We start from the raw sequence: 18,509 nt of genomic DNA, 5'->3' as shown, positions 1-18,509 counted from the left end.
GGAAGGCCTCAACAGGGGTTCCCCTACGAGGGGTCCAACCCGTGGCTGCGCAGCCACGGCAGTGGGTCGATCGCCGAGCCGCCACCCGGACGCACCTCGAAGTGGAGGTGCGGACCGGTCGAGTTGCCGGAGTTGCCGGAGTACGCGATCGGGTCCCCGGCCTTCACGACGGCACCCGAGGCGACCTTGTACGTGGAGAGGTGGCAGTACCAAGTCTCCGTACCGTCCTTGGCCGTCACGATGACCATGTTCCCGTACGCGCTGTTCCACTGCGTCCGGACGGTCCCGTCGGTCGCGGCCATCACCGTCGTGCCGTACGAGACGGGGAAGTCGATACCGGTGTGGACGGACATCCAGTTGATGCCGGCCTGCCCGTAGTAGGCGCTGAGCCCGTGCTGCGAGACCGGCAGCGCGAACTTCGGCCGCAGCCGCTCCTTGCGGGCCGCCTCCGCCGCCGCCTTCTGCTTGTCGGCGGCCTGCTGGGCCTTCAAGTCGATACGTTCCTGCGTACGGCTGGCCCGGTCGGCGAAGTCGTCCGCGTCCGCGGAGAGGTTCTCCAGCTGGGTGTCCAGCTGGTTGTTCGCGGCCGACGGCTTCACGGCGCTCGCGTCGGGCGCGGCGGCCGTCGTCGTCTGCACGTCGTCGTTGCTGCTGCTTCCGCCGGTCACGGACGCGGCGGCGATTCCGGCCACGCCCATCACACACGCCGAGGGCACGGCGACCGTCAGCAGCGCGGAACGCTTCGGCGGGGTGCGGCGGCGGGAACGGGGCGCGGAACGGCCGGCCGCACGTGACGCGGAGCGGCCGGCCGGGGCGGCGGTGGCGACGGAGGTGGTTTCCTCGACGTCGTCGAAGGGAGCGGGTTCGTCGTGGGTGTGGCCGTGACCACCGGTACCGGAGTCCGCGTCGGCGTCGTCGGAGGGGGTGAACTCGCCTTCCGCGGTGGCCTGTTCCTCGTACGGGACCTGCTCGAAGGTGGTGGTGGCCTGCTGGTCGTACGACTCCTGCCGGTCATGGACCTCGTGGTGGTCGTACGACGTGTGCTGGTCGGCCGGATACGACTCGTGCTCGGCCTGCGCCTGATGGTGGAGCTGGGGCTGGACCTGGGTCCGGTCCTGCTGGTTCTGGTCGCCGCCGTCCGAGTTCCACGCCGTCGCGTCGTACGTGCCGGTCTCGAAGGTCGGCGCGGTCCACTGCTGGGTGGGGTCGACCGGATCGGCCTGGAGCCAGGCGTTCGCGTCCCACTGGCCGGTGCCTTCGGGGCCCGCGGCCTGCGTCGGGATCTCGCCGAGCTGCTGGTAACCGGAGTTTTGCCAGACACCGCTCGTGTCATAGCTGCCGGTCTCGAACGCGGCGTGGTGCTGGGCCGCGTACGGGTCGTAGTTCAGCGTCTGATGACTGCCGGTGGCCCACTGCGTGGCGTCGTACGAACCCGTGCCCGCGCCGCTGCCGTCGGTTCCGCCGCCGTTGCCGGGGAGGTCGCCGAACAGGGGGTCGGTGTCGAAGGTCGTCGTCGCGTAGGCGCCCGTCGTGTCGTAGCCGCCCGTCGTGCCGTACATACCGGGTGCGTTGGCGTCAAAACCGGTGGCGGAGTAGCCGTCGTACGTGGTGAAGTCGCCGTACTGGACGCCCTGTTCGCCATGGGACGCGTAATGCGCCGAGGCGGCCTCGGGAGCCGGAGCCGGGGGAGTTGCGGTCCCCGACGGGTGACGGTCGTTCACCAACTTCTCTTTCGCCTCGACGACAGGGGCTGGCAGAGCAGTGCGGTGACTGTACCCGGCGGTACGAGGGCGCGACAATCTTCGGCGGCTTTCCTCCTCTCAGGAAACGGGCATTCGGCCGTCTTTCGGTGGAGGGCGGGCACAGCTTTGGCCTGGCGTTCGATGAATGTTCGAAGAAACGTCGGTCCTCGGAGCCGATTGAACGGGTTCGGCGGCGCGTTCCGGTTGTGCCGGTTCGCTTTTGCGCCGCTTGCGCTCCGCCGCTTCCGGTTGTCCCACTACCCGTTCCGGCGTTTCCGGCGACACCCCTGCCCGTGGTGACGCCCGCGGTGACGTCACGTCACGCCGTCGTCGGCCGGTCACGCCATCGTCAGTGGGTCACGCAACCGGCAGCCGGTCACGCAACCGTCAGGCCGTCGGCGTGGGCGGCGGCGGGGCGGGCTTCCGTCTCCTCGGCGTCCAGGGCCTGCCGGACGCCGGCCGCGACGGCCGGGTGCACGGGGAGGGCGAGATGCCCGATTCCGCTCACCCGCACGTTCTGGACGAGCAGGTCCGGGTGCTCGATGCACGCGGTCTCCAGCGGGTCCATCAACTGGTCGAGGTCGCTCCAGAAGCTCACGAACCGGGTACGGCAGTGCGGCGCCGGCTGGCACAGCTCGTCGAGCACGCCCGAACCGGGGCGCATCTGGCGGACGATCGGGTGCGCGTTCATCAGCGGGACGACCCGCGTGCCCGAGTGCGGCGTGCCCAGCGTGACGAGGGTCCGGACGCGGACGTCACCGCCCAGGCACTGCACGTAGTACCGCGCTATCAGTCCGCCGAGGCTGTGCCCGACGATGTCCACCTCGTGACGGCCGGTGCGCTCGCAGATCTCCTCTATGTGCCGGCCGAGCAGCTCGGCGGCGGTCCGGATGTCACAGGTCAGCGGGGAGTAGTTGAGCGACTCGATCTGCTGCCTGCCGTGCTGTGCCAGCGAGCGGCGCAGCATCACGAAGACGGAGCGGTTGTCGATGAAGCCGTGCAGCAGGACGACCGGGGGCCTGGTGGGGGTGGGGAGCCGGGTGGTGCCGGGGGTGTCGCCTGTGCCGGCGCCCGTACGTGTGCCTGCCTCGGTGCGTGTGCCGGTATGTGTGCCTGTGTCGGTCAGGTCGGTCGGGGTTCCGGGTGGGGCCGGGGCCGGGCGGCGCTCCGGGGTGATGCCGGTGGGGTACAGGAGCAGGTGGCCCGCGAGGATCGCGATTTCCAGGGCGGTCGCCTTCAGGAGGGTCAGTGAAAGTCCGGCCAGTCTGTTGGGCAGCAGGCGCTGGCAGAGTGGAAGAAGGGGCGACACTGCCCTGGTGACCTTCATGGCCGACCTCCCGTCGGCGCACGGGAGGACGACTCCGTCCCCCGTGTGCCCTCGTGAGAAGCCGGTGACGAGGAAGGCGAGGTGCACGTGCGGCGTGTGTGACGCCGGTGGAGCGACGGGCGTGCCCGTCGTCGTGCGATCGCCGATGCGCCGTACCACCTTGCCGCGCGGCTGACGGCGCGGTGGTGCGGCGACCTCGAAGCGGCTCCCCTTGCGCCCGGTTCGGCCGCGGTCCATCGGCCGCAGGCAGCGGCCCATGTGCCGCGTGATGCGGGACCGGTGCGCGGCGAACTTGTCCCACCGTGTGATTTCCCCCTCGGTCCACACCGCGAAACTGCCGGTTGCGGGATGGTGGCGATAACGTTCGTTCACTTTTCCGGGCCGTGTCGTGCGGGGTTGCTGTGCCACCGGGGCATATCTGACGTGAGGGCGGTGGCGGCGAGTCGCCGTCGCGGCCCTCGGGTGCTATCAGTCGGTACAGGTCCGATCGGAGATCCGCGGACTGTGTGGATCTCCGCAGATCTCCGTAGATCTCCGTAGATCACTGCGGATCTCCGCAGATCCCCGCGGACCGTGTAGGTCGGTAGAACGGTGCAGTCGGTTCATGGAGGCAGTGATGGGTGTGGCAGCCGGTCCGATCCGCGTGGTGGTGGCCAAGCCGGGGCTCGACGGCCACGACCGTGGGGCGAAGGTGATCGCGCGGGCGCTGCGGGACGCGGGTATGGAGGTCATCTACACCGGTCTCCACCAGACGCCCGACCAGATCGTGGACACGGCGATCCAGGAGGATGCCGACGCGATCGGACTGTCGATCCTGTCCGGCGCGCACAACACGTTGTTCGCCGCGGTGATTCAGCTCCTGAAGGAGCGGGACGCGGAGGACATCAAGGTGTTCGGGGGCGGGATCATTCCGGAGGCGGACATCGCGGCGCTGAAGGAGCTGGGCGTGGCGGAGATCTTTACGCCCGGGGCGACGACTATGTCGGTCGTGGAGTGGGTTCGCGCGAACGTGCGGTAGGGCTCCGCCGGTGGGCAGGGGGTTGTGGGGGCTTGGCTTGTGTTGTGGGTGCGGGTTCGTTGTGGCCGGGCGCGCAGTTCCCCGCGCCCCTGGGTGGGTGGGGGTTGTCGTTCTGAGTCCTCTGCGGATTGTTCTGGGCTGAGCGCGCAGTTCCCCGCGCCCCTTGGGCGGGTGGAGCCTGGGTGCTCTACTCCTCCGTGAGTTCTCTCTGCATCGCTGCTCGTAGGCGCAAGGTTGTGACCAGGCGTTGGAAGGATTCCGCCCAGTAGCTGCCGGCGCCGGGGGCCGCGTTTTCCGGTTCGTCGGGGATGGCGGTGAGGGTTTCCAGGTGGGGGGCCTCCGAGGGGTCCAGGCAGCGTTCGGCCAGGCCCATGACTCCGCTGAAACTCCATGGGTAACTGCCCGCGTCGCGCGCGATGTTGAGGGCGTCGACAACGGCCCGCCCCAATGGACCCGACCAGGGCACCGTGCACACTCCGAGCAGTTGGAACGCCTCGGACAGGCCGTGTACGGCTATGAATCCCGCCACCCAGTCGGCCCGCTCCGCGGCCCCCAGCGTGCCGAGCAGCTTGGCCCGCTCGGCCAGCGACACCGCCCCCGGCCCGCCCGCCTCCGGCGCGGCGGGAGCTCCGAGCAGCGCTCTGGACCAGGAAGGGTCGCGCTGGCGCACCGCGGCCCGGCACCACGCGGCATGCAGCTCGCCCTGCCAGTCGTCCGCCACGGGCAACGCCACCATCTCCTCCGGCGAACGTCCCCCGAGCCGCCGCGACCACGTACCGAGGGGTGCCGCCTCGACCAACTGGCCCAGCCACCAGGACCGTTCACCCCGCCCTGCCGGAGCCTTGGGTACGACTCCGTCCCGCTCCATGCCCGGGTCGCACTCGTGCGGTGCCTCGACCGCTATCGTCGGCGTGCTCTGCGTGTGGTCGACGGCGACGCAGGACTGCGCGCGCTCCGCCATCCGCCCGGCGAGCGCCGAACCGGGCAGCGCGGACAGCAACTCCGCCGCCGTGGCCCGCACGTTGCGGCTCCGGTCGGCCAACGCCCGCTCCAGGAACGGCTCGTCCGCCGCGCACAGCCCCCTCCGCAACGAGTCGAGGAACATCAGCCGGTCCTCGGCCCGCTCCGTCGCCCACGTGGTGGCCAGCAGGTCCCGGGCGGCCGCCGCGTCCCGGGCCCGTATCCCCGAGAGGAGCGATACCCGCTCGGCGAAGAGCCCCTCCTCCCACAACTCCCGTATGCGATCGGGCTCCTCGGGCCCGGGCAGAGCTGCGCCGCCGCCCGGCGTCGAACGCAGCGCGAACCGCCAGTCCGCGTTCAGCCGGGCCAGCCACAGCGCCCGCGGCCCCGCGAACGTCAGCACCGCCGGCCGCAGATCCGTACGCCCCCGGGCCGCGTCCAGCAGCGCGGGCAGTGCCTCCGGGCGGGGCGCGAACCCACGCCGGTTCGCCGTAGCGAGCCACTGCGGCAGCAGCTCCATGAGATCGGGAGCCGATCCTCTGCGGCCGCCACTGCCGCCGCCCGTCCCTGGCCGGTCGGCGAGCAGCATCGCGAGTCTGCGCGCGGCCGCGGGCGGCAACAGCGGACGAGGGTCCGCCACCGCGGGCTCCACCCGGGCCGCTGCCGGTCCCGGCCGCATCCCGGCCCGCCGCCGCACGGTCTCCACGGCCGCCGCGTCCAGCAGCGCCGTCGGCGCCTCCCGGCCGGCCGGGATCCCCGACGGCGTACGCCGCGCGGTCCCCAGCAGCGCCGCGGTCACGAGCTCCTCCCAGCGGCTCCCGCCGGACGCTTCAGCGGAGGCCGTGTCGGTGGGAGTGGGGGTCCTGTTCATGTGAGTCCTTTCCACGGATCCACCAGGTCGGTCACGTGGGTCACGTCGGCCGGGTCGGGCAGGTCCGTGGGCGGCGAGGGGGCGGGAGTGGTGTCGGGTGTCGGCGTCAGCACAGGGGCACCGCCTCGCCCGGGCCCTCCGGCCATGCGGTGAGGGGCGTGAAGCCGCGGTGGCCGCACTCGCCGAAGACCGTGACCGGTGTGCCGCCGGAGAGGGCGACCAGGCGCCACAGGCCCGAGCCGGACCGGGCCGCCGGGTTGAGCGGCAGCGCCAGCTCGCCGTCGGCGTCGGCCAGTTGCCAGGTGTCGCCGTCGGGGGTCGGTATGACGCGGCCGAGGGTCACCGGGTAGGAGTCCAGCCACGGGTCGTCCCGGAGCGCCTCGCCGTACTTGGCCGCCGCCTGCGCCACGCCCACTCCCGGCGGACGGATCGCCGTGGGCGCCGGAGGCGTGAACTGCTCGCCGAGCGCGGCCCGCAGCTGTCCCGCGCCCGGATAGACGGACACCTCCGCGTCGAGCGCCAGTCCGACCGGCAGGGCCAGTTCGGGTGCGCGGCCGGCCGCCCCGTACGACAGGAGCAGGACCGGGCGCGCCGATTCCTCCCCGTGCAGCCAGATGCGACGGGTGGTGAGGCGGCTGTCCGACGTGTCGTACTGGGCCAGGACCAGCCAGTGGTCGCGGACCGGTGGGGCGTCCGCCGAGCCGGTCAGCCCGATCCGTGAACGGACCGTCGCGGCCAGGCCGTCCGGCAGCCGCTCGCGGCGCAGCCAGCCCTGGTCGAGGAGATGGAGCAGCGCGCACTCCTCCAGCAACCGCACCGGCCAGCCGGGTCCCGACGACGGGATAGCCCCCAACTCCCTGACACGCGCCGCCAGTCCCGACGCCTGTGCGTCGACCATCCGGGCCGCTGTCTCCTCCCACAGCCCGTACCCCGCCTGCTCCGCCGTGGCCAGGCCGCCCCGGAGCAGATCGGCCAGCCGCTGCTCCAACTCCGCGGCGCCCGCCGTGATGTGCTCGGCCCGCCGCTCCGCCCTGCGCCGCGCGGCCTCCGGATCACCCGACGCCGGGGACCCCGCCGCGCTCGCCGCCCGTTTGTCGTCCGCGCGCTTCCTCCTCCCCTCTGTCCACTCCTCCGCCCAGTCCGGCACCTGGCCCCGCAGCACCGTGCCGTCCTCGCCCGCCCAGAGCAGCAGCAGCCCCAGCGCGTGCTTGCACGGGAACTTGCGGCTCGGGCAACTGCACTTGTACGCGGGCCCGGTGGAGTCCGCGATGTCGATCACCGTCTGATATGGCCTGCTGCCACTTCCCCTGCACAGTCCCCACACCGTCCCCTCGTCGGTACTGCCCGCCTCCGACCACGGCCCTGCCGCGCCGAGCTTGCTGCCCGCCTTGCGTGACGCGGCGTCAGGCGCCAGTGCCAGCACCTGATCCGCAGTCCAGCGCACCCCCTGCTGAGTCATGTCATCGAAGGTAGATCCCACCACTGACAATCGACCGTGACGAGTGCGTTCTCGCAGGTCAGAGCCGATTGTCAGTGGCGTAGGGCACGGTGGAACCAGATCCGAACCGGCCGAGCCGCAAGGGGGACCCCTCCATGTCCGTGTCCGTCGACCCGACGTCCGTCGAACCGAGCCAGCACCACTCCGCGCACACGCGAGAAGCAGGCGAGGGCGAGGCGCTGCGGCCGCACGCCGAGGACGCGTTCGCCGCCGAGCTCGCGGCGCTGGCCGCGCAGGACGACCGCCCGCGCCCGGTCCGCTGGCGGATGTCGCCGTGGGCCGTCGCGACCTACCTGCTCGGCGGCACCCTCCCGGACGGCACGGTGATCACGCCGAAGTACGTCGGCCCGCGCCGCATCGTCGAGGTCGCCGTCACCACGCTCGCCACCGACCGGGCCCTGCTCCTGCTCGGAGTGCCCGGCACGGCAAAGACATGGGTCTCCGAGCACCTGGCCGCGGCCGTCAGCGGCGACTCCACCCTCCTCGTGCAGGGCACGGCCGGCACACCGGAGGAGGCGATCCGCTACGGCTGGAACTACGCGCAACTGCTCGCGAACGGTCCGAGCCGGAACGCGCTGGTGCCCAGCCCGGTCATGCGGGCGATGGCGGAGGGGATGACGGCCCGGGTCGAGGAGCTGACCCGCATCCCCGCCGACGTACAGGACTCGCTCATCACGATCCTGTCGGAAAAGACCCTGCCGATACCGGAGTTGGGCTCGGAGGTGCAGGCGGTCCGGGGCTTCAACCTGATCGCCACGGCCAACGACCGCGACCGCGGGGTGAACGACCTGTCGAGCGCCCTGCGCCGCCGCTTCAACACGGTGGTCCTGCCGCTGCCGGAGAGCGCCGACGCCGAGGTCGACATCGTCTCGCGCCGCGTCGACCAGATCGGCCGCTCCCTCGACCTGCCCGCGGTGCCCGACGGTGTCGACGAGATCCGCCGCGTCGTCACGGTCTTCCGCGAGCTGCGCGACGGCATCACCGCCGACGGGCGGACGAAGCTGAAGTCGCCCAGCGGCACGCTGTCCACCGCGGAGGCGATCTCCGTCGTCACCAACGGGCTCGCCCTGGCCGCCCACTTCGGGGACGGCGTCCTGCGCGCGAGCGACGTCGCCGCGGGCATCCTCGGTGCCGTCGTCCGCGACCCGGCGGCCGACCGCGTCATCTGGCAGGAGTACCTGGAAGCGGTCGTCCGTGAGCGCGACGGCTGGAAGGACTTCTACCGCGCCTGCCGGGAGGTGAGCGCGTGAGCGACCGCGACGGGGGGACCGGGCCCCTGCTGCTCGGGGTGCGCCACCACGGGCCCGGCTCGGCCCGGGCCGTACGGGCCGCGCTCGAAGCGGCGGGCCCGCGCACCGTACTCATCGAAGGGCCGCCGGAGGCCGACGCGTTGATCGCGCTGGCCGCCGACGAGGACATGAGGCCGCCCGTCGCCCTTCTCGCGCATGTCGTGGACGAGCCGGGGCGGTCGGCGTTCTGGCCGCTCGCCGAGTTCTCACCGGAGTGGGTGGCCATCCGCTGGGCCCTGGAGCACGGGGTGCCGGCCCGCTTCATCGACCTCCCGGCCACGCACACGCTGGCATGGGGACGGGAGGAGAGGGAGGAACAGGAGCAGGAGGCACCGGAGAAGGGGGAGCCGCAGGGGGCGGGGGAGCCGGGGGGACTTCCGTCCGAGCCCGGAGAGGCCGTGCGGATCGACCCGCTCGCCGTCCTCGCCGAGACCGCCGGCTACGACGACGCCGAGCGGTGGTGGGAGGACGTGATCGAGCACCGGGGGGCGCGCGACGGGGACGCGTTCGCGCCGTTCGAGGTGCTCGGCGAGGCGATGGGGGCGCTGCGGGAGGCGTTCGGATCCGGGGGACACGAGCGGGACCTCGTGCGGGAGGCGTACATGCGGCTCCAGGTGCGGGCGGCTCAGCGGGAGTTCGGGGACGACGTGGCCGTCGTGTGCGGTGCCTGGCACGTGCCCGCGCTGCGGCAGCGCACGACCGTCGCCGCAGACCGGGCGCTGCTGAAGGGGCTGCCCAAGGCCAAGGCGGACATGACATGGGTGCCCTGGACCCACCGGCGCCTGTCGCGGGTGAGCGGCTATGGCGCGGGGATCGACTCACCGGGCTGGTACGGGCACTTGTTCGGCGCCGCCGACCGCCCGATCGAGCGCTGGATGACGAAGGTGGCCCGGCTCCTGCGTGACGAGGACCGGCTCGTCTCGTCCGCGCACGTCATCGAGGCGGTGCGGCTCGCCGACACGCTCGCCGCGATGCGGGGCCGCCCCCTGCCGGGCCTGACCGAGACCACCGACGCCGTACGGGCCGTGATGTGCGAGGGCTCGGACGTGCCGCTGGCGCTCGTGCACGACCGGCTCGTCGTCGGTGACGTCCTGGGCGAGGTGCCCGCGGCGGCGCCCGCCGTGCCGTTGCAGCGCGACCTCGACCGGCTCCAGCGGCGGCTGCGACTCAAACCGGAGGCGCAGGAGCGGGAGTTGGAGCTCGACCTGCGCAAGGAGAACGACGCCGGGCGCAGCAGGCTGCTGCACCGGCTGCGGCTCCTCGGCATCGAGTGGGGCGAGCCGGCCGCTTCGCGCGGCAGCACCGGTACGTTCCGGGAGACCTGGCGGCTGCGCTGGGAGCCGGAGCTGGCGGTGCGGGTCGCCGAGGCCGGCGTGTGGGGCACGACCGTGCTCGCCGCCGCGACCGCGAAGGCCGAGGCGGACGCCATCGGCGCCCGGTCCCTCGCCGACGTCACGGGCCTCGCCGAGCGCTGCCTCCTCGCCGAACTCCCGGACGCGCTCCCGGTGGTGATGCGGATCCTCGCCGACCGCGCCGCCCTGGACGCCGACGTCGGCCACCTCGCCCAGGCACTGCCCGCCCTGGTCCGCTCCCTCCGCTACGGCGACGTACGCGGCACGGGTACGCAAGCCCTGGCCGAGGTCGCCGCGGGCCTCGCCGAGCGCGTCTTCGTGGGGCTGCCCCCGGCCTGCGCCGCACTCGACGCGGAGGCCGCGGAGGAGATGCGCGGTCATGTGGACGCGGTGCACGGGGCGGTGGGGTTGCTGGGGGAGGGAGAGGGGGACGAGGACGGCTCGGCCGGACCTCGGCCCGGGCCCCGTGGCGGCATACGTGGCCGTTGGCACGGCGTTCTGCGCACGCTCTCCGGGCGGGACACGGTTCCCGGGGTCGTCCGGGGGCGGGCCGTGCGGTTGCTGCTGGACGACGGGGAGTTGGGGCAGGAGGAGGCGGCGCGGCTCATGGGGCTCGTGCTGTCGCCGGGAACGGAGCCGGCGGACGCGGCGGCGTGGATCGAGGGCTTCGTCGGCGGGGGCTCCGGGGGCGGGATGCTGCTCGTGCACGACGAGCGGCTGCTCGGGCTGGTCGACGCCTGGCTGACCGGGGTGCCGGGGGACGCGTTCACCGACGTGCTGCCCTTGCTGAGGCGCACCTTCTCGGCGTACGAGCCCGGAGTGCGCCGCACCCTCGGCGAACTGGTCCGGCGCGGACCGGGAACCCGCGGCAGCGCCACGGCCACCGCCTCGGGCATACCCGGCTTCGCCGCCGACCTCGACGCCGCACGCGCCGACGCGGTGCTGCCGGTGCTGCGCCTGCTGCTGGGGCCGGACGAATCCGCGGACGCCACCGATGCCGACGACAGCAGCACCGATGGCACCAGCACCGGTACCAACGACAACGGTGCCGACGACAACGACCTTGTGGGGGTGGGCCGATGAGCGCGGGAGCGGTGAACACGGGAGCGACAGACCAAGCCGGGACTCCCGAGCCGGGCGGCGCGCCCGATCCGGCCGGCGCCGGCGACGAACGGCTCCGCCGCTGGCGGCTCGTGCTCGGCGGGGAGGACGCGGACGGCACCGGGTGCTCGCTCACCGGGCAGGACGCCGCGATGGACGGGGCGCTCGGGGCGCTGTACGGGAACTGCAAGGGGGGCAAGGCGCGGGCGGGGCGGGAGCGTTCGGCGGGGCTCGGGGCGTCCGCGCCGTCCGTCGCCCGGTGGCTGGGGGACATCCGGACGTACTTCCCGTCCTCGGTCGTCCAGGTCATGCAGCGGGACGCCATCGACCGGCTCGGCCTGTCCACCCTGCTCCTGGAGCCGGAGATGCTGGAGGCGGTGGAGGCGGACGTCCACCTGGTCGGCACGCTCCTTTCGCTCAACAAGGCCATGCCCGAGACGACCAAGGAGACGGCACGGGCGGTCGTACGCAAGGTGGTCGAGGACCTGGAGAAGCGGCTCGCGACGCGGACCAGGGCCACGCTCACCGGTGCCCTCGACCGCAGCGCCCGTATCAACAGGCCCCGCCATCACGACATCGACTGGAACCGCACGATCTCGGCCAACCTCAAGCACTACCTGCCCGAGTACCGCACGATCGTGCCCGAGCGGCTCATCGGGTACGGGCGCGCGTCGCAGTCGGTGAAGAAGGAGGTCATCCTCTGCATCGACCAGTCGGGTTCGATGGCGGCGTCGGTCGTGTACGCGTCGGTGTTCGGCGCGGTCCTCGCCTCCATGCGGTCCATCAACACCCGGCTCGTGGTCTTCGACACGGCCGTCGTCGACCTCACCGACCAGCTCGACGACCCGGTCGACGTGCTCTTCGGCACACAGCTCGGCGGCGGCACGGACATCAACAGGGCACTGGCGTACTGCCAGTCGCAGATCACACGCCCCGCCGACACCGTGGTCGTCCTCATCAGCGACCTCTACGAGGGCGGCATCCGGAACGAGATGCTGAAGCGGGTCGCGGCGATGAAGGCGGCGGGGGTGCAGTTCGTGACGCTGCTCGCGCTGTCCGACGAGGGGGCTCCCGCATACGACCGTGAGCACGCGGCGGCGCTCGCGGCGCTGGGCGCACCGGCGTTCGCCTGTACGCCCGACCTCTTCCCGGAGGTGATGGCGGCGGCGATCGAGAAGCGCCCGCTGCCGATACCGGACACCGGGAGCCCGGGGCAGTAGCGGCGGCGGAAGCGGCCGAGGCCGTGGAGCCGAAAGACGACGGAAATAGCGGACATGAGTATCCATCGGTAACAGGGGACTTGCGCAACCTCGGGAGTCCCGTGCAAGGATCGGCGGGACTTCAGGGGGCGCGCAGCCTCGTCGCCGCGCCCCGATGCGCTCCACCCCGCCCCACCCGATCTCGCACCGCCTTGTCCCTCCGCACGGGAGGCTCTCCCCGCCTTGGCCCTGTCAGCAGTACTGCCCGATGTCGCTCTGCGCATGACGCGCACGGCGGCGGGGCGGCGTGCGCTGCAAGTGGCCTTGCTGGTGGGCGGGTTGTTCGTGCTGGGGCTCCTCTGCGGGGAGCAGGCGCGCGCGGTGGACGGTGTCGCGCCGGCCTCGACGCCCACAGCGGCCGTGCGGTCGGTGACGAGTTCGGCCGAGCAGATGGCGAAGGGTTCGGAGCAGCAGCGGATCGGAGAGCGGGCCCCGGGCTCGAACTCCAGGTCCGTGACCGCAGCGTCGGCCACCTCCCCATCGACGACCACCCCGTCCGCTTCCGCCACTGCCCCAGGCTCCAACTCAGGCGCTGCCGCTGACTCCGCCTCTGGCTCTGGCTCTGAACAACCCGGACTCCCCAAGGCGATCACGCCCGTGACCGACGAAGTCCAGCGAGTCGTAGGGCCGGCCGCCGAGCCTGTCGTGCGGCCGGTGACCGAGCGCGTCGTGCGGCCGGTCACCGAGCAGGTGGTGCGCCCGGTCACCGAGCGGGTAGTACCGCCGGTCGCCGAGGACGTCGTACGGCCCATCGGAGATCTGGTGGATCAGATCACCGGCGGGGTGTCCGGCGGGATCGGCGAGCGCCCGGCCCCGCCGCAGTGGTGGCCGTCGCTGCCTCAACTGCCCACGCTGCCGGGCCTTCCCGGGCTGCCGGAGTTCCCGGGGCTGCCGCTGCCCGCGGTTCCCGGTCAGACCCTGCCGGCCGGTACGGCGCCGCAGCAGCCCGGCGGGGCGACGGACGACCACCGGGCGGCCGAGAAGCAGTCGCGCGACGACAGCGCGGCGGTGGCGTACGGGCCGCAGTTCGCCGGTGGCCTCGCGGCGGCCGGTGACGAGGTGCGCCACCAGACGGGCACCCAGGGCACGCGGGCCGTGCAGGCACCCGTGCACCAGGTTCCCGACGGCGACCCCACGGGTGTGCTGGGGCGTCACTCCGCGGTCGACAACGGGTCGCCGCGGCACGGCGACGCGCAGGCCGTCGCGCTGAACGAGAGGGCCCGGCCGACGCTGGTGCCCGGCGCCGCCGCGGACGTCACCGCGGTCGGGACCCGGGACAGGCACCGGGACATTCCGGCGTTCCCCGGCTAGGACCGGCCTTCCCCCGCTGAGACCTGCCGCGCGGGGGCGGCACAGGTCTGCCCGCGCCCGTCCGGACATCCGACATCCCTCCGATGCCTCCGGACGCGATCGGCCGGACACCCCCCGGACGCGGGCCGCTGCCACGGCCGTCGGTGCTCGACTCCTCGCACCGACGCGGCGCATCGGCCCCTCCGGACGCCCGGTCCCTCCCCCTCACGTCCCGAACTCTCGGTCTTCCGAAGGACTGACGCACGCATGCACAAGAACATTCGCCGTTCCATCGTCATAGCTGCCGGCGTCACCGGCGCCTGGGCACTCGGCTCAGCCGTCGCCAGCGCGGACGAACTGCCCGCCACGTCCGCCTCCGTACCCGACGCGTCCCTCTCGGTGGACGACGTGGACGGCGTCGTCGGCACGGTCACCGACACGGTCGACGGGGTGGTCGGTGACGTCCGGAGCGACGTCTCCACGACCACCGGCACGACGACGGACACCCTCACCGACGTCACCGGCGGCACGACCGCCAAGGCGCAGGACACCGTCACCGCCGTCACCGGCACGAGCACCGACACCATCGACAGGGCGAAGTCGGCCCCAGCCGTCGACACGAAGACGAAGGCGGCCGACCAGGCCCGCCGGTACGTCGATGCCGAGTTGCCGGCCCAGCAGACCCAAGCCAGGGCCGGGGCCGCGACCGCCGAGTCCGCCGCCGTCGCGACCGCCGTGGCCACCGACGCGCTGTCCGACGCCCCCGGCCCCCGTCCCCAGGGCGAGGTCGACTACCTCTTCGGCCCCCTCTCTGCGTTCGCGCCGGAGCTGGAGCAGGCCCTCGCCGCCACGCAGACGAAGCTCGGGGCCACCCGGCGCACCGCCACCGCCGTCCCCTCAGGTGCCCGCGCCGAGGTCAGGCAGACCGTCGCCACCGCAGGCCGGACCGTCCCCGACTCCCGCCGCACCGTGAACAACGCGCCCGGCCATCTCCAGGCCACCCTCGACGCCACCCCCGCCCACCTCCAGAACACGGTCACCGGGGCCAGGAGCCAGGTGCACGGCACCACCACCGAAGTCCACGGCACGGTCGCCACGCTGGGCGGCGGTGCCCAGGCCACCGTCACCTCCGTGAAGGCCGACGCGGCCGCCACCGTCACCGGCCTCCCCTCCACCGTCCGCGGCATCCAGGGGACCGTCACCCCGGTCGTCGACGAGACGGCCGCCGCCGCGCTGCCGCCTGTCGCCGCCACCGCCGTGCACGGCGTCACCCCGATCGCCGGCCGGGCCGTCGCCGGTGTCACCCCCGTCGCGGACCAGGCCGTGACCGGAGTCGCCCGGGTCGCCACCGGCGCCGCGAACGGCGTGGTCCCGGTCGCCGGTCAGGCCGTGGGCAACGCCACCGGCCTCGCACACGAGGTCGTGGCCGACGTGCGCACGTACACCGACGGAGTCACCGGCGACGTCACCCCGTACGCGACGGGCGTGGTCGGGAACGTCGGCCCGTACGCGACCGGCGTCGTCGGCGAGGTCGCCCCGTACGCCACCGGCGTGGTCGCGGACGTCCCCCCGTACGCCACCGCCGTGGTCACCCAGGTCGCCGACGAGACCGTCGGCTCCGTCCTCCCGCCCGTCGCCGCCACGGCGGTGGACGGTGTGGTGCCCGTCGCCGGGCAGGCGGTCGGTGACGCGACCGTGCTCGCCGACGGTGTCGTCGGCGACGTGAGCCCCTTCGCGGGCGGCGTCGTCGGCGAGGTCCCGCCGCTCGCGTACGGCGTGGTCGGCGAGGTCGATCCGTTCGCGCAGGGAGCCGTCGGCCAGGTGCCGCCGTTCGCCGAGGGCGCCGTCGGCGCGGTGCGGCCGGTCGTGGACACGGTCGTCCAGTACGTCCGGCCCGTCGTGGACGGGGTCGGCGGCAGCGCCACGACGCTGGCGTACGGCGTCACGGGCGACGTACGCCCCTTCGCGGACGGTGTCGTCGGTGAGGTCGCCCCGTTCGCGGCCGACGTGACCGGACAGGTCGGGCCCTTCGCGCGGAACGTGACCGGAACCGTCGAGTCGGCCGCCGGCCCGCTGGCCGAAAACGCAGTCGGCGGAGTCGAGGACGTCGCCGAGTCCGTCACCCCGGGCTATCTGCCGACCGCCAACGGGGTCACCCCGAGCCACACGCCGACCGCCCCGTACGGGCAGTACGGCTCCCCCTACGGCGTCTGACCGACGCCCCCGTCGTACGGCCGTGCCCGGCGGCCGGCCGTACGGCACCCATCCGACCCCGCAGGGCGACGGCCACGTACGGCCGAAATCCGTCGGTCCGTGCGACCGAAACCCTGCGGTCAGGGCCGGGCGGTCCTCATTGGGGTGGGGACCGGCCGCCCTACGCCCCTTAGGTCACTGTTAGGGGCTGTTCGAGGGGCCTCACCAGGCAAACCCCAGCCTGGTGAGGCCCTTTAAACTGGCAATCTGTGACCGTAATCACCGCCCAGGTGTGATCTGCGATTTACGACCCCACCACGAGCGGGGATAACCTGCGAGACGGACATGCCGCGTGCCGGCCACCGTGCCCACGCCTTCCTTGTGACCGCGCAGTCACGTTGCCCTTCGCGGCACGCCCACGCAGACAACGAACCGCGAGATACCTGATAGGGACGGACGCGCGTGGACCTGTTCGAGTACCAGGCGAGGGACCTCTTCGCCAAGCACGGTGTACCGGTGCTGGCCGGTGAAGTGATCGACACGCCTGAGGCAGCCCGCGAGGCGACCGAGCGGCTTGGCGGCAAGTCCGTCGTCAAGGCCCAGGTGAAGGTCGGTGGCCGAGGGAAGGCCGGCGGCGTCAAGCTCGCCGCCGACCCCGACGAGGCGGTCGCCCGTGCGACCGACATCCTCGGCATGGACATCAAGGGCCACACGGTCCACAAGGTGATGATCGCCGAGCTGTCCCCGGAGATCGAGGCGGAGTACTACGTCTCGTACCTCCTCGACCGCACCAACCGCACCTTCCTGGCCATGGCCTCGGTGCAGGGCGGCATGGACATCGAGGAGGTCGCGGAGAAGACCCCCGAGGCCCTCGCGAAGGTCCCGGTCAACGCCGTCGAGGGCGTGAACATCGAGAAGGCGCGCGAGATCGTCGCCCAGGCGAAGTTCCCGGCCGAGGTGGCCGAGGGTGTCGCCGAGGCCATGGTGACCCTGTGGGAGACCTTCGTCGCCGAGGACGCGCTCCTCGTCGAGGTCAACCCGCTGGTGAAGACCAAGGACGGCCGCATCCTGGCGCTGGACGGCAAGGTCTCGCTCGACGAGAACGCCGACTTCCGCCAGCCGGAGCACGAGGCGCTCGAGGACAAGGACGCGGCCAACCCGCTCGAGGCCGCCGCCAAGGAGAAGAACCTCAACTACGTCAAGCTCGACGGCGAGGTCGGCATCATCGGCAACGGCGCGGGTCTCGTCATGAGCACCCTCGACGTCGTCGCGTACGCCGGTGAGAACCACGGTGGCGTGAAGCCGGCCAACTTCCTCGACATCGGCGGCGGCGCCTCCGCCGCGGTCATGGCGAACGGCCTGGAGATCATCCTCGGCGACCCGGACGTCAAGTCCGTCTTCGTCAACGTCTTCGGTGGCATCACCGCCTGTGACGAGGTCGCCAACGGCATCGTCCAGGCGCTGCAGCTGCTCGCCGACAAGGGCGAGGAAGTCACCAAGCCGCTGGTCGTCCGTCTGGACGGCAACAACGCGGAGCTGGGTCGCAAGATCCTGTCCGACGCCAACCACCCGCTGGTGCAGCGCGTGGACACCATGGACGGCGCGGCCGACAAGGCCGCCGAGCTGGCCGCGGCCAAGTAAGGGACGAGGGAAAACCACAGCCATGGCTATCTTCCTCAACAAGGACAGCAAGGTCATCGTCCAGGGCATGACCGGCTCCACGGGCATGAAGCACACCAAGCTCATGCTGGCCGACGGCACGAACATCGTCGGCGGTGTGAACCCGCGCAAGGCCGGCACGTCGGTCGACGTCGACGGCACCGAGATCCCGGTCTTCGGCACGGTCGCCGAGGCGATCGAGAAGACGGGCGCCAACGTGTCCGTCCTCTTCGTGCCCCCGGCCTTCTCCAAGGCCGCCGTCGTCGAGGCCATCGACGCCGAGATCCCCCTCGCGGTCGTCATCACCGAGGGCATCGCCGTCCACGACTCCGCCGCCTTCTGGGCGTACGCGAAGGCGAAGGGCAACAAGACCCGCATCATCGGCCCGAACTGCCCCGGCCTCATCACGCCGGGCCAGTCCAACGCCGGCATCATCCCGGGCGACATCACGAAGCCGGGCCGCATCGGCCTGGTCTCGAAGTCCGGCACGCTGACGTACCAGATGATGTACGAGCTCCGTGACATCGGCTTCTCGTCGGCCGTCGGCATCGGTGGCGACCCGGTCATCGGTACGACGCACATCGACGCGCTGGCCGCGTTCGAGGCCGACCCCGACACCGACCTGATCGTCATGATCGGCGAGATCGGCGGCGACGCCGAGGAGCGCGCGGCCGACTTCATCGCGAAGAACGTGACGAAGCCGGTCGTCGGCTACGTCGCGGGCTTCACCGCGCCCGAGGGCAAGACCATGGGCCACGCCGGCGCCATCGTCTCCGGCTCCTCCGGCACGGCCGCCGCGAAGAAGGAGGCCCTGGAGGCCGCCGGAGTCAAGGTCGGCAAGACCCCGACCGAGACGGCGAAGCTGGCCCGCGCCATCCTCGCCGGCTGAGCACGGCTCCCGGCTCAGCCCCGGGACAGCTCCCGGACGGCTGATTCGCAGCCTGTACGCG

General features: G+C 72.5%; 12 protein-coding genes. 8 read left to right on the top strand and 4 right to left on the bottom strand.

All coding sequences use genetic code 11. The features are described from left to right. Positions 1-23: 23 nt before the first annotated feature. Positions 24-1,721, bottom strand: a complete 1,698-nt coding sequence (locus OG718_RS23450; RefSeq protein WP_328845090.1) for a M23 family metallopeptidase — start codon at positions 1,719-1,721, stop codon at positions 24-26. A 397-nt stretch (positions 1,722-2,118) separates the two neighbouring features. Next, positions 2,119-3,069, bottom strand: a complete 951-nt coding sequence (locus tag OG718_RS23445) for an esterase/lipase family protein (protein WP_143639350.1) — start codon at positions 3,067-3,069, stop codon at positions 2,119-2,121. 616 nt (positions 3,070-3,685) lie between these two features. Between OG718_RS23445 and OG718_RS23440 the strand changes: the two genes are divergently transcribed. Next, positions 3,686-4,087 carry a cobalamin B12-binding domain-containing protein gene (locus tag OG718_RS23440; protein WP_143639352.1) on the top strand — a complete coding sequence of 134 codons (402 nt, stop codon included), beginning with the start codon at positions 3,686-3,688 and terminating at the stop codon, positions 4,085-4,087. 187 nt (positions 4,088-4,274) lie between these two features. Here the strand turns inward: OG718_RS23440 and OG718_RS23435 are convergent, their stop codons facing one another. Continuing rightward, entirely contained in the window at positions 4,275-5,918 is a 1,644-nt protein-coding gene (locus OG718_RS23435) for a DUF5691 domain-containing protein (protein WP_328845089.1), read from the bottom strand. Between the two features lie 106 nt (positions 5,919-6,024). Further along, positions 6,025-7,377: an SWIM zinc finger family protein gene (locus OG718_RS23430; RefSeq protein ID WP_328845088.1), complete on the bottom strand. Its 1,353-nt coding sequence runs from the start codon at positions 7,375-7,377 to the stop codon at positions 6,025-6,027. Positions 7,378-7,511: 134 nt separating this feature from the next. Between OG718_RS23430 and OG718_RS23425 the strand changes: the two genes are divergently transcribed. From OG718_RS23425 to sucD, 7 genes are all read left to right on the top strand, one after another. Then, positions 7,512-8,666, top strand: coding sequence for an ATP-binding protein (locus OG718_RS23425; RefSeq protein WP_328845087.1), 1,155 nt, complete (start codon positions 7,512-7,514; stop codon positions 8,664-8,666). Next, positions 8,663-11,140 (top strand): DUF5682 family protein, encoded by a 2,478-nt coding sequence (locus tag OG718_RS23420; RefSeq protein WP_328845086.1) that lies wholly within the window; start codon positions 8,663-8,665, stop codon positions 11,138-11,140. Before OG718_RS23425 ends, OG718_RS23420 begins: the two co-directional genes overlap by 4 nt. After that, positions 11,137-12,378: a vWA domain-containing protein gene (locus OG718_RS23415; protein WP_328845085.1), complete on the top strand. Its 1,242-nt coding sequence runs from the start codon at positions 11,137-11,139 to the stop codon at positions 12,376-12,378. The genes OG718_RS23420 and OG718_RS23415 overlap by 4 nt, the downstream gene beginning before the upstream one ends. Before the next feature lie 636 nt (positions 12,379-13,014). After that, on the top strand, positions 13,015-13,728 hold the full coding sequence (locus tag OG718_RS23410; RefSeq protein ID WP_186001244.1) for a hypothetical protein: 714 nt from the start codon (positions 13,015-13,017) through the stop codon (positions 13,726-13,728). A gap of 246 nt (positions 13,729-13,974) precedes the next feature. After that, on the top strand, positions 13,975-15,921 hold the full coding sequence (locus OG718_RS23405; protein ID WP_328845084.1) for a hypothetical protein: 1,947 nt from the start codon (positions 13,975-13,977) through the stop codon (positions 15,919-15,921). A 441-nt stretch (positions 15,922-16,362) separates the two neighbouring features. Then, positions 16,363-17,541 (top strand): ADP-forming succinate--CoA ligase subunit beta, encoded by a 1,179-nt coding sequence (gene sucC, locus OG718_RS23400; RefSeq protein ID WP_143639186.1) that lies wholly within the window; start codon positions 16,363-16,365, stop codon positions 17,539-17,541. Between the two features lie 22 nt (positions 17,542-17,563). After that, a complete protein-coding gene (sucD, locus tag OG718_RS23395; RefSeq protein WP_055618106.1) occupies positions 17,564-18,448 on the top strand; it encodes a succinate--CoA ligase subunit alpha in 885 nt (294 codons plus the stop codon). The last annotated feature ends 61 nt before the right edge of the window (positions 18,449-18,509 follow it).

Origin of the sequence: Streptomyces sp. NBC_00258 (assembly GCF_036182465.1) — a bacterium.
GTDB lineage: Bacteria > Actinomycetota > Actinomycetes > Streptomycetales > Streptomycetaceae > Streptomyces.
The sequence above is the reverse complement of the archived record's forward strand: the minus strand, read 5'-3'. Positions and strand labels throughout refer to the sequence as shown.

Coding starts and splice junctions, on each gene's coding strand:
- OG718_RS23445 (WP_143639350.1), bottom strand. CDS start 3,069: ATGAAGGTCACCAGGGCAGTGTCGCCCCTTCTTCCACTCTGCCAGCGC.
- OG718_RS23440 (WP_143639352.1), top strand. CDS start 3,686: ATGGGTGTGGCAGCCGGTCCGATCCGCGTGGTGGTGGCCAAGCCGGGG.
- OG718_RS23435 (WP_328845089.1), bottom strand. CDS start 5,918: ATGAACAGGACCCCCACTCCCACCGACACGGCCTCCGCTGAAGCGTCC.
- OG718_RS23430 (WP_328845088.1), bottom strand. CDS start 7,377: ATGACTCAGCAGGGGGTGCGCTGGACTGCGGATCAGGTGCTGGCACTG.
- OG718_RS23425 (WP_328845087.1), top strand. CDS start 7,512: ATGTCCGTGTCCGTCGACCCGACGTCCGTCGAACCGAGCCAGCACCAC.
- OG718_RS23415 (WP_328845085.1), top strand. CDS start 11,137: ATGAGCGCGGGAGCGGTGAACACGGGAGCGACAGACCAAGCCGGGACT.
- OG718_RS23405 (WP_328845084.1), top strand. CDS start 13,975: ATGCACAAGAACATTCGCCGTTCCATCGTCATAGCTGCCGGCGTCACC.
- sucD (WP_055618106.1), top strand. CDS start 17,564: ATGGCTATCTTCCTCAACAAGGACAGCAAGGTCATCGTCCAGGGCATG.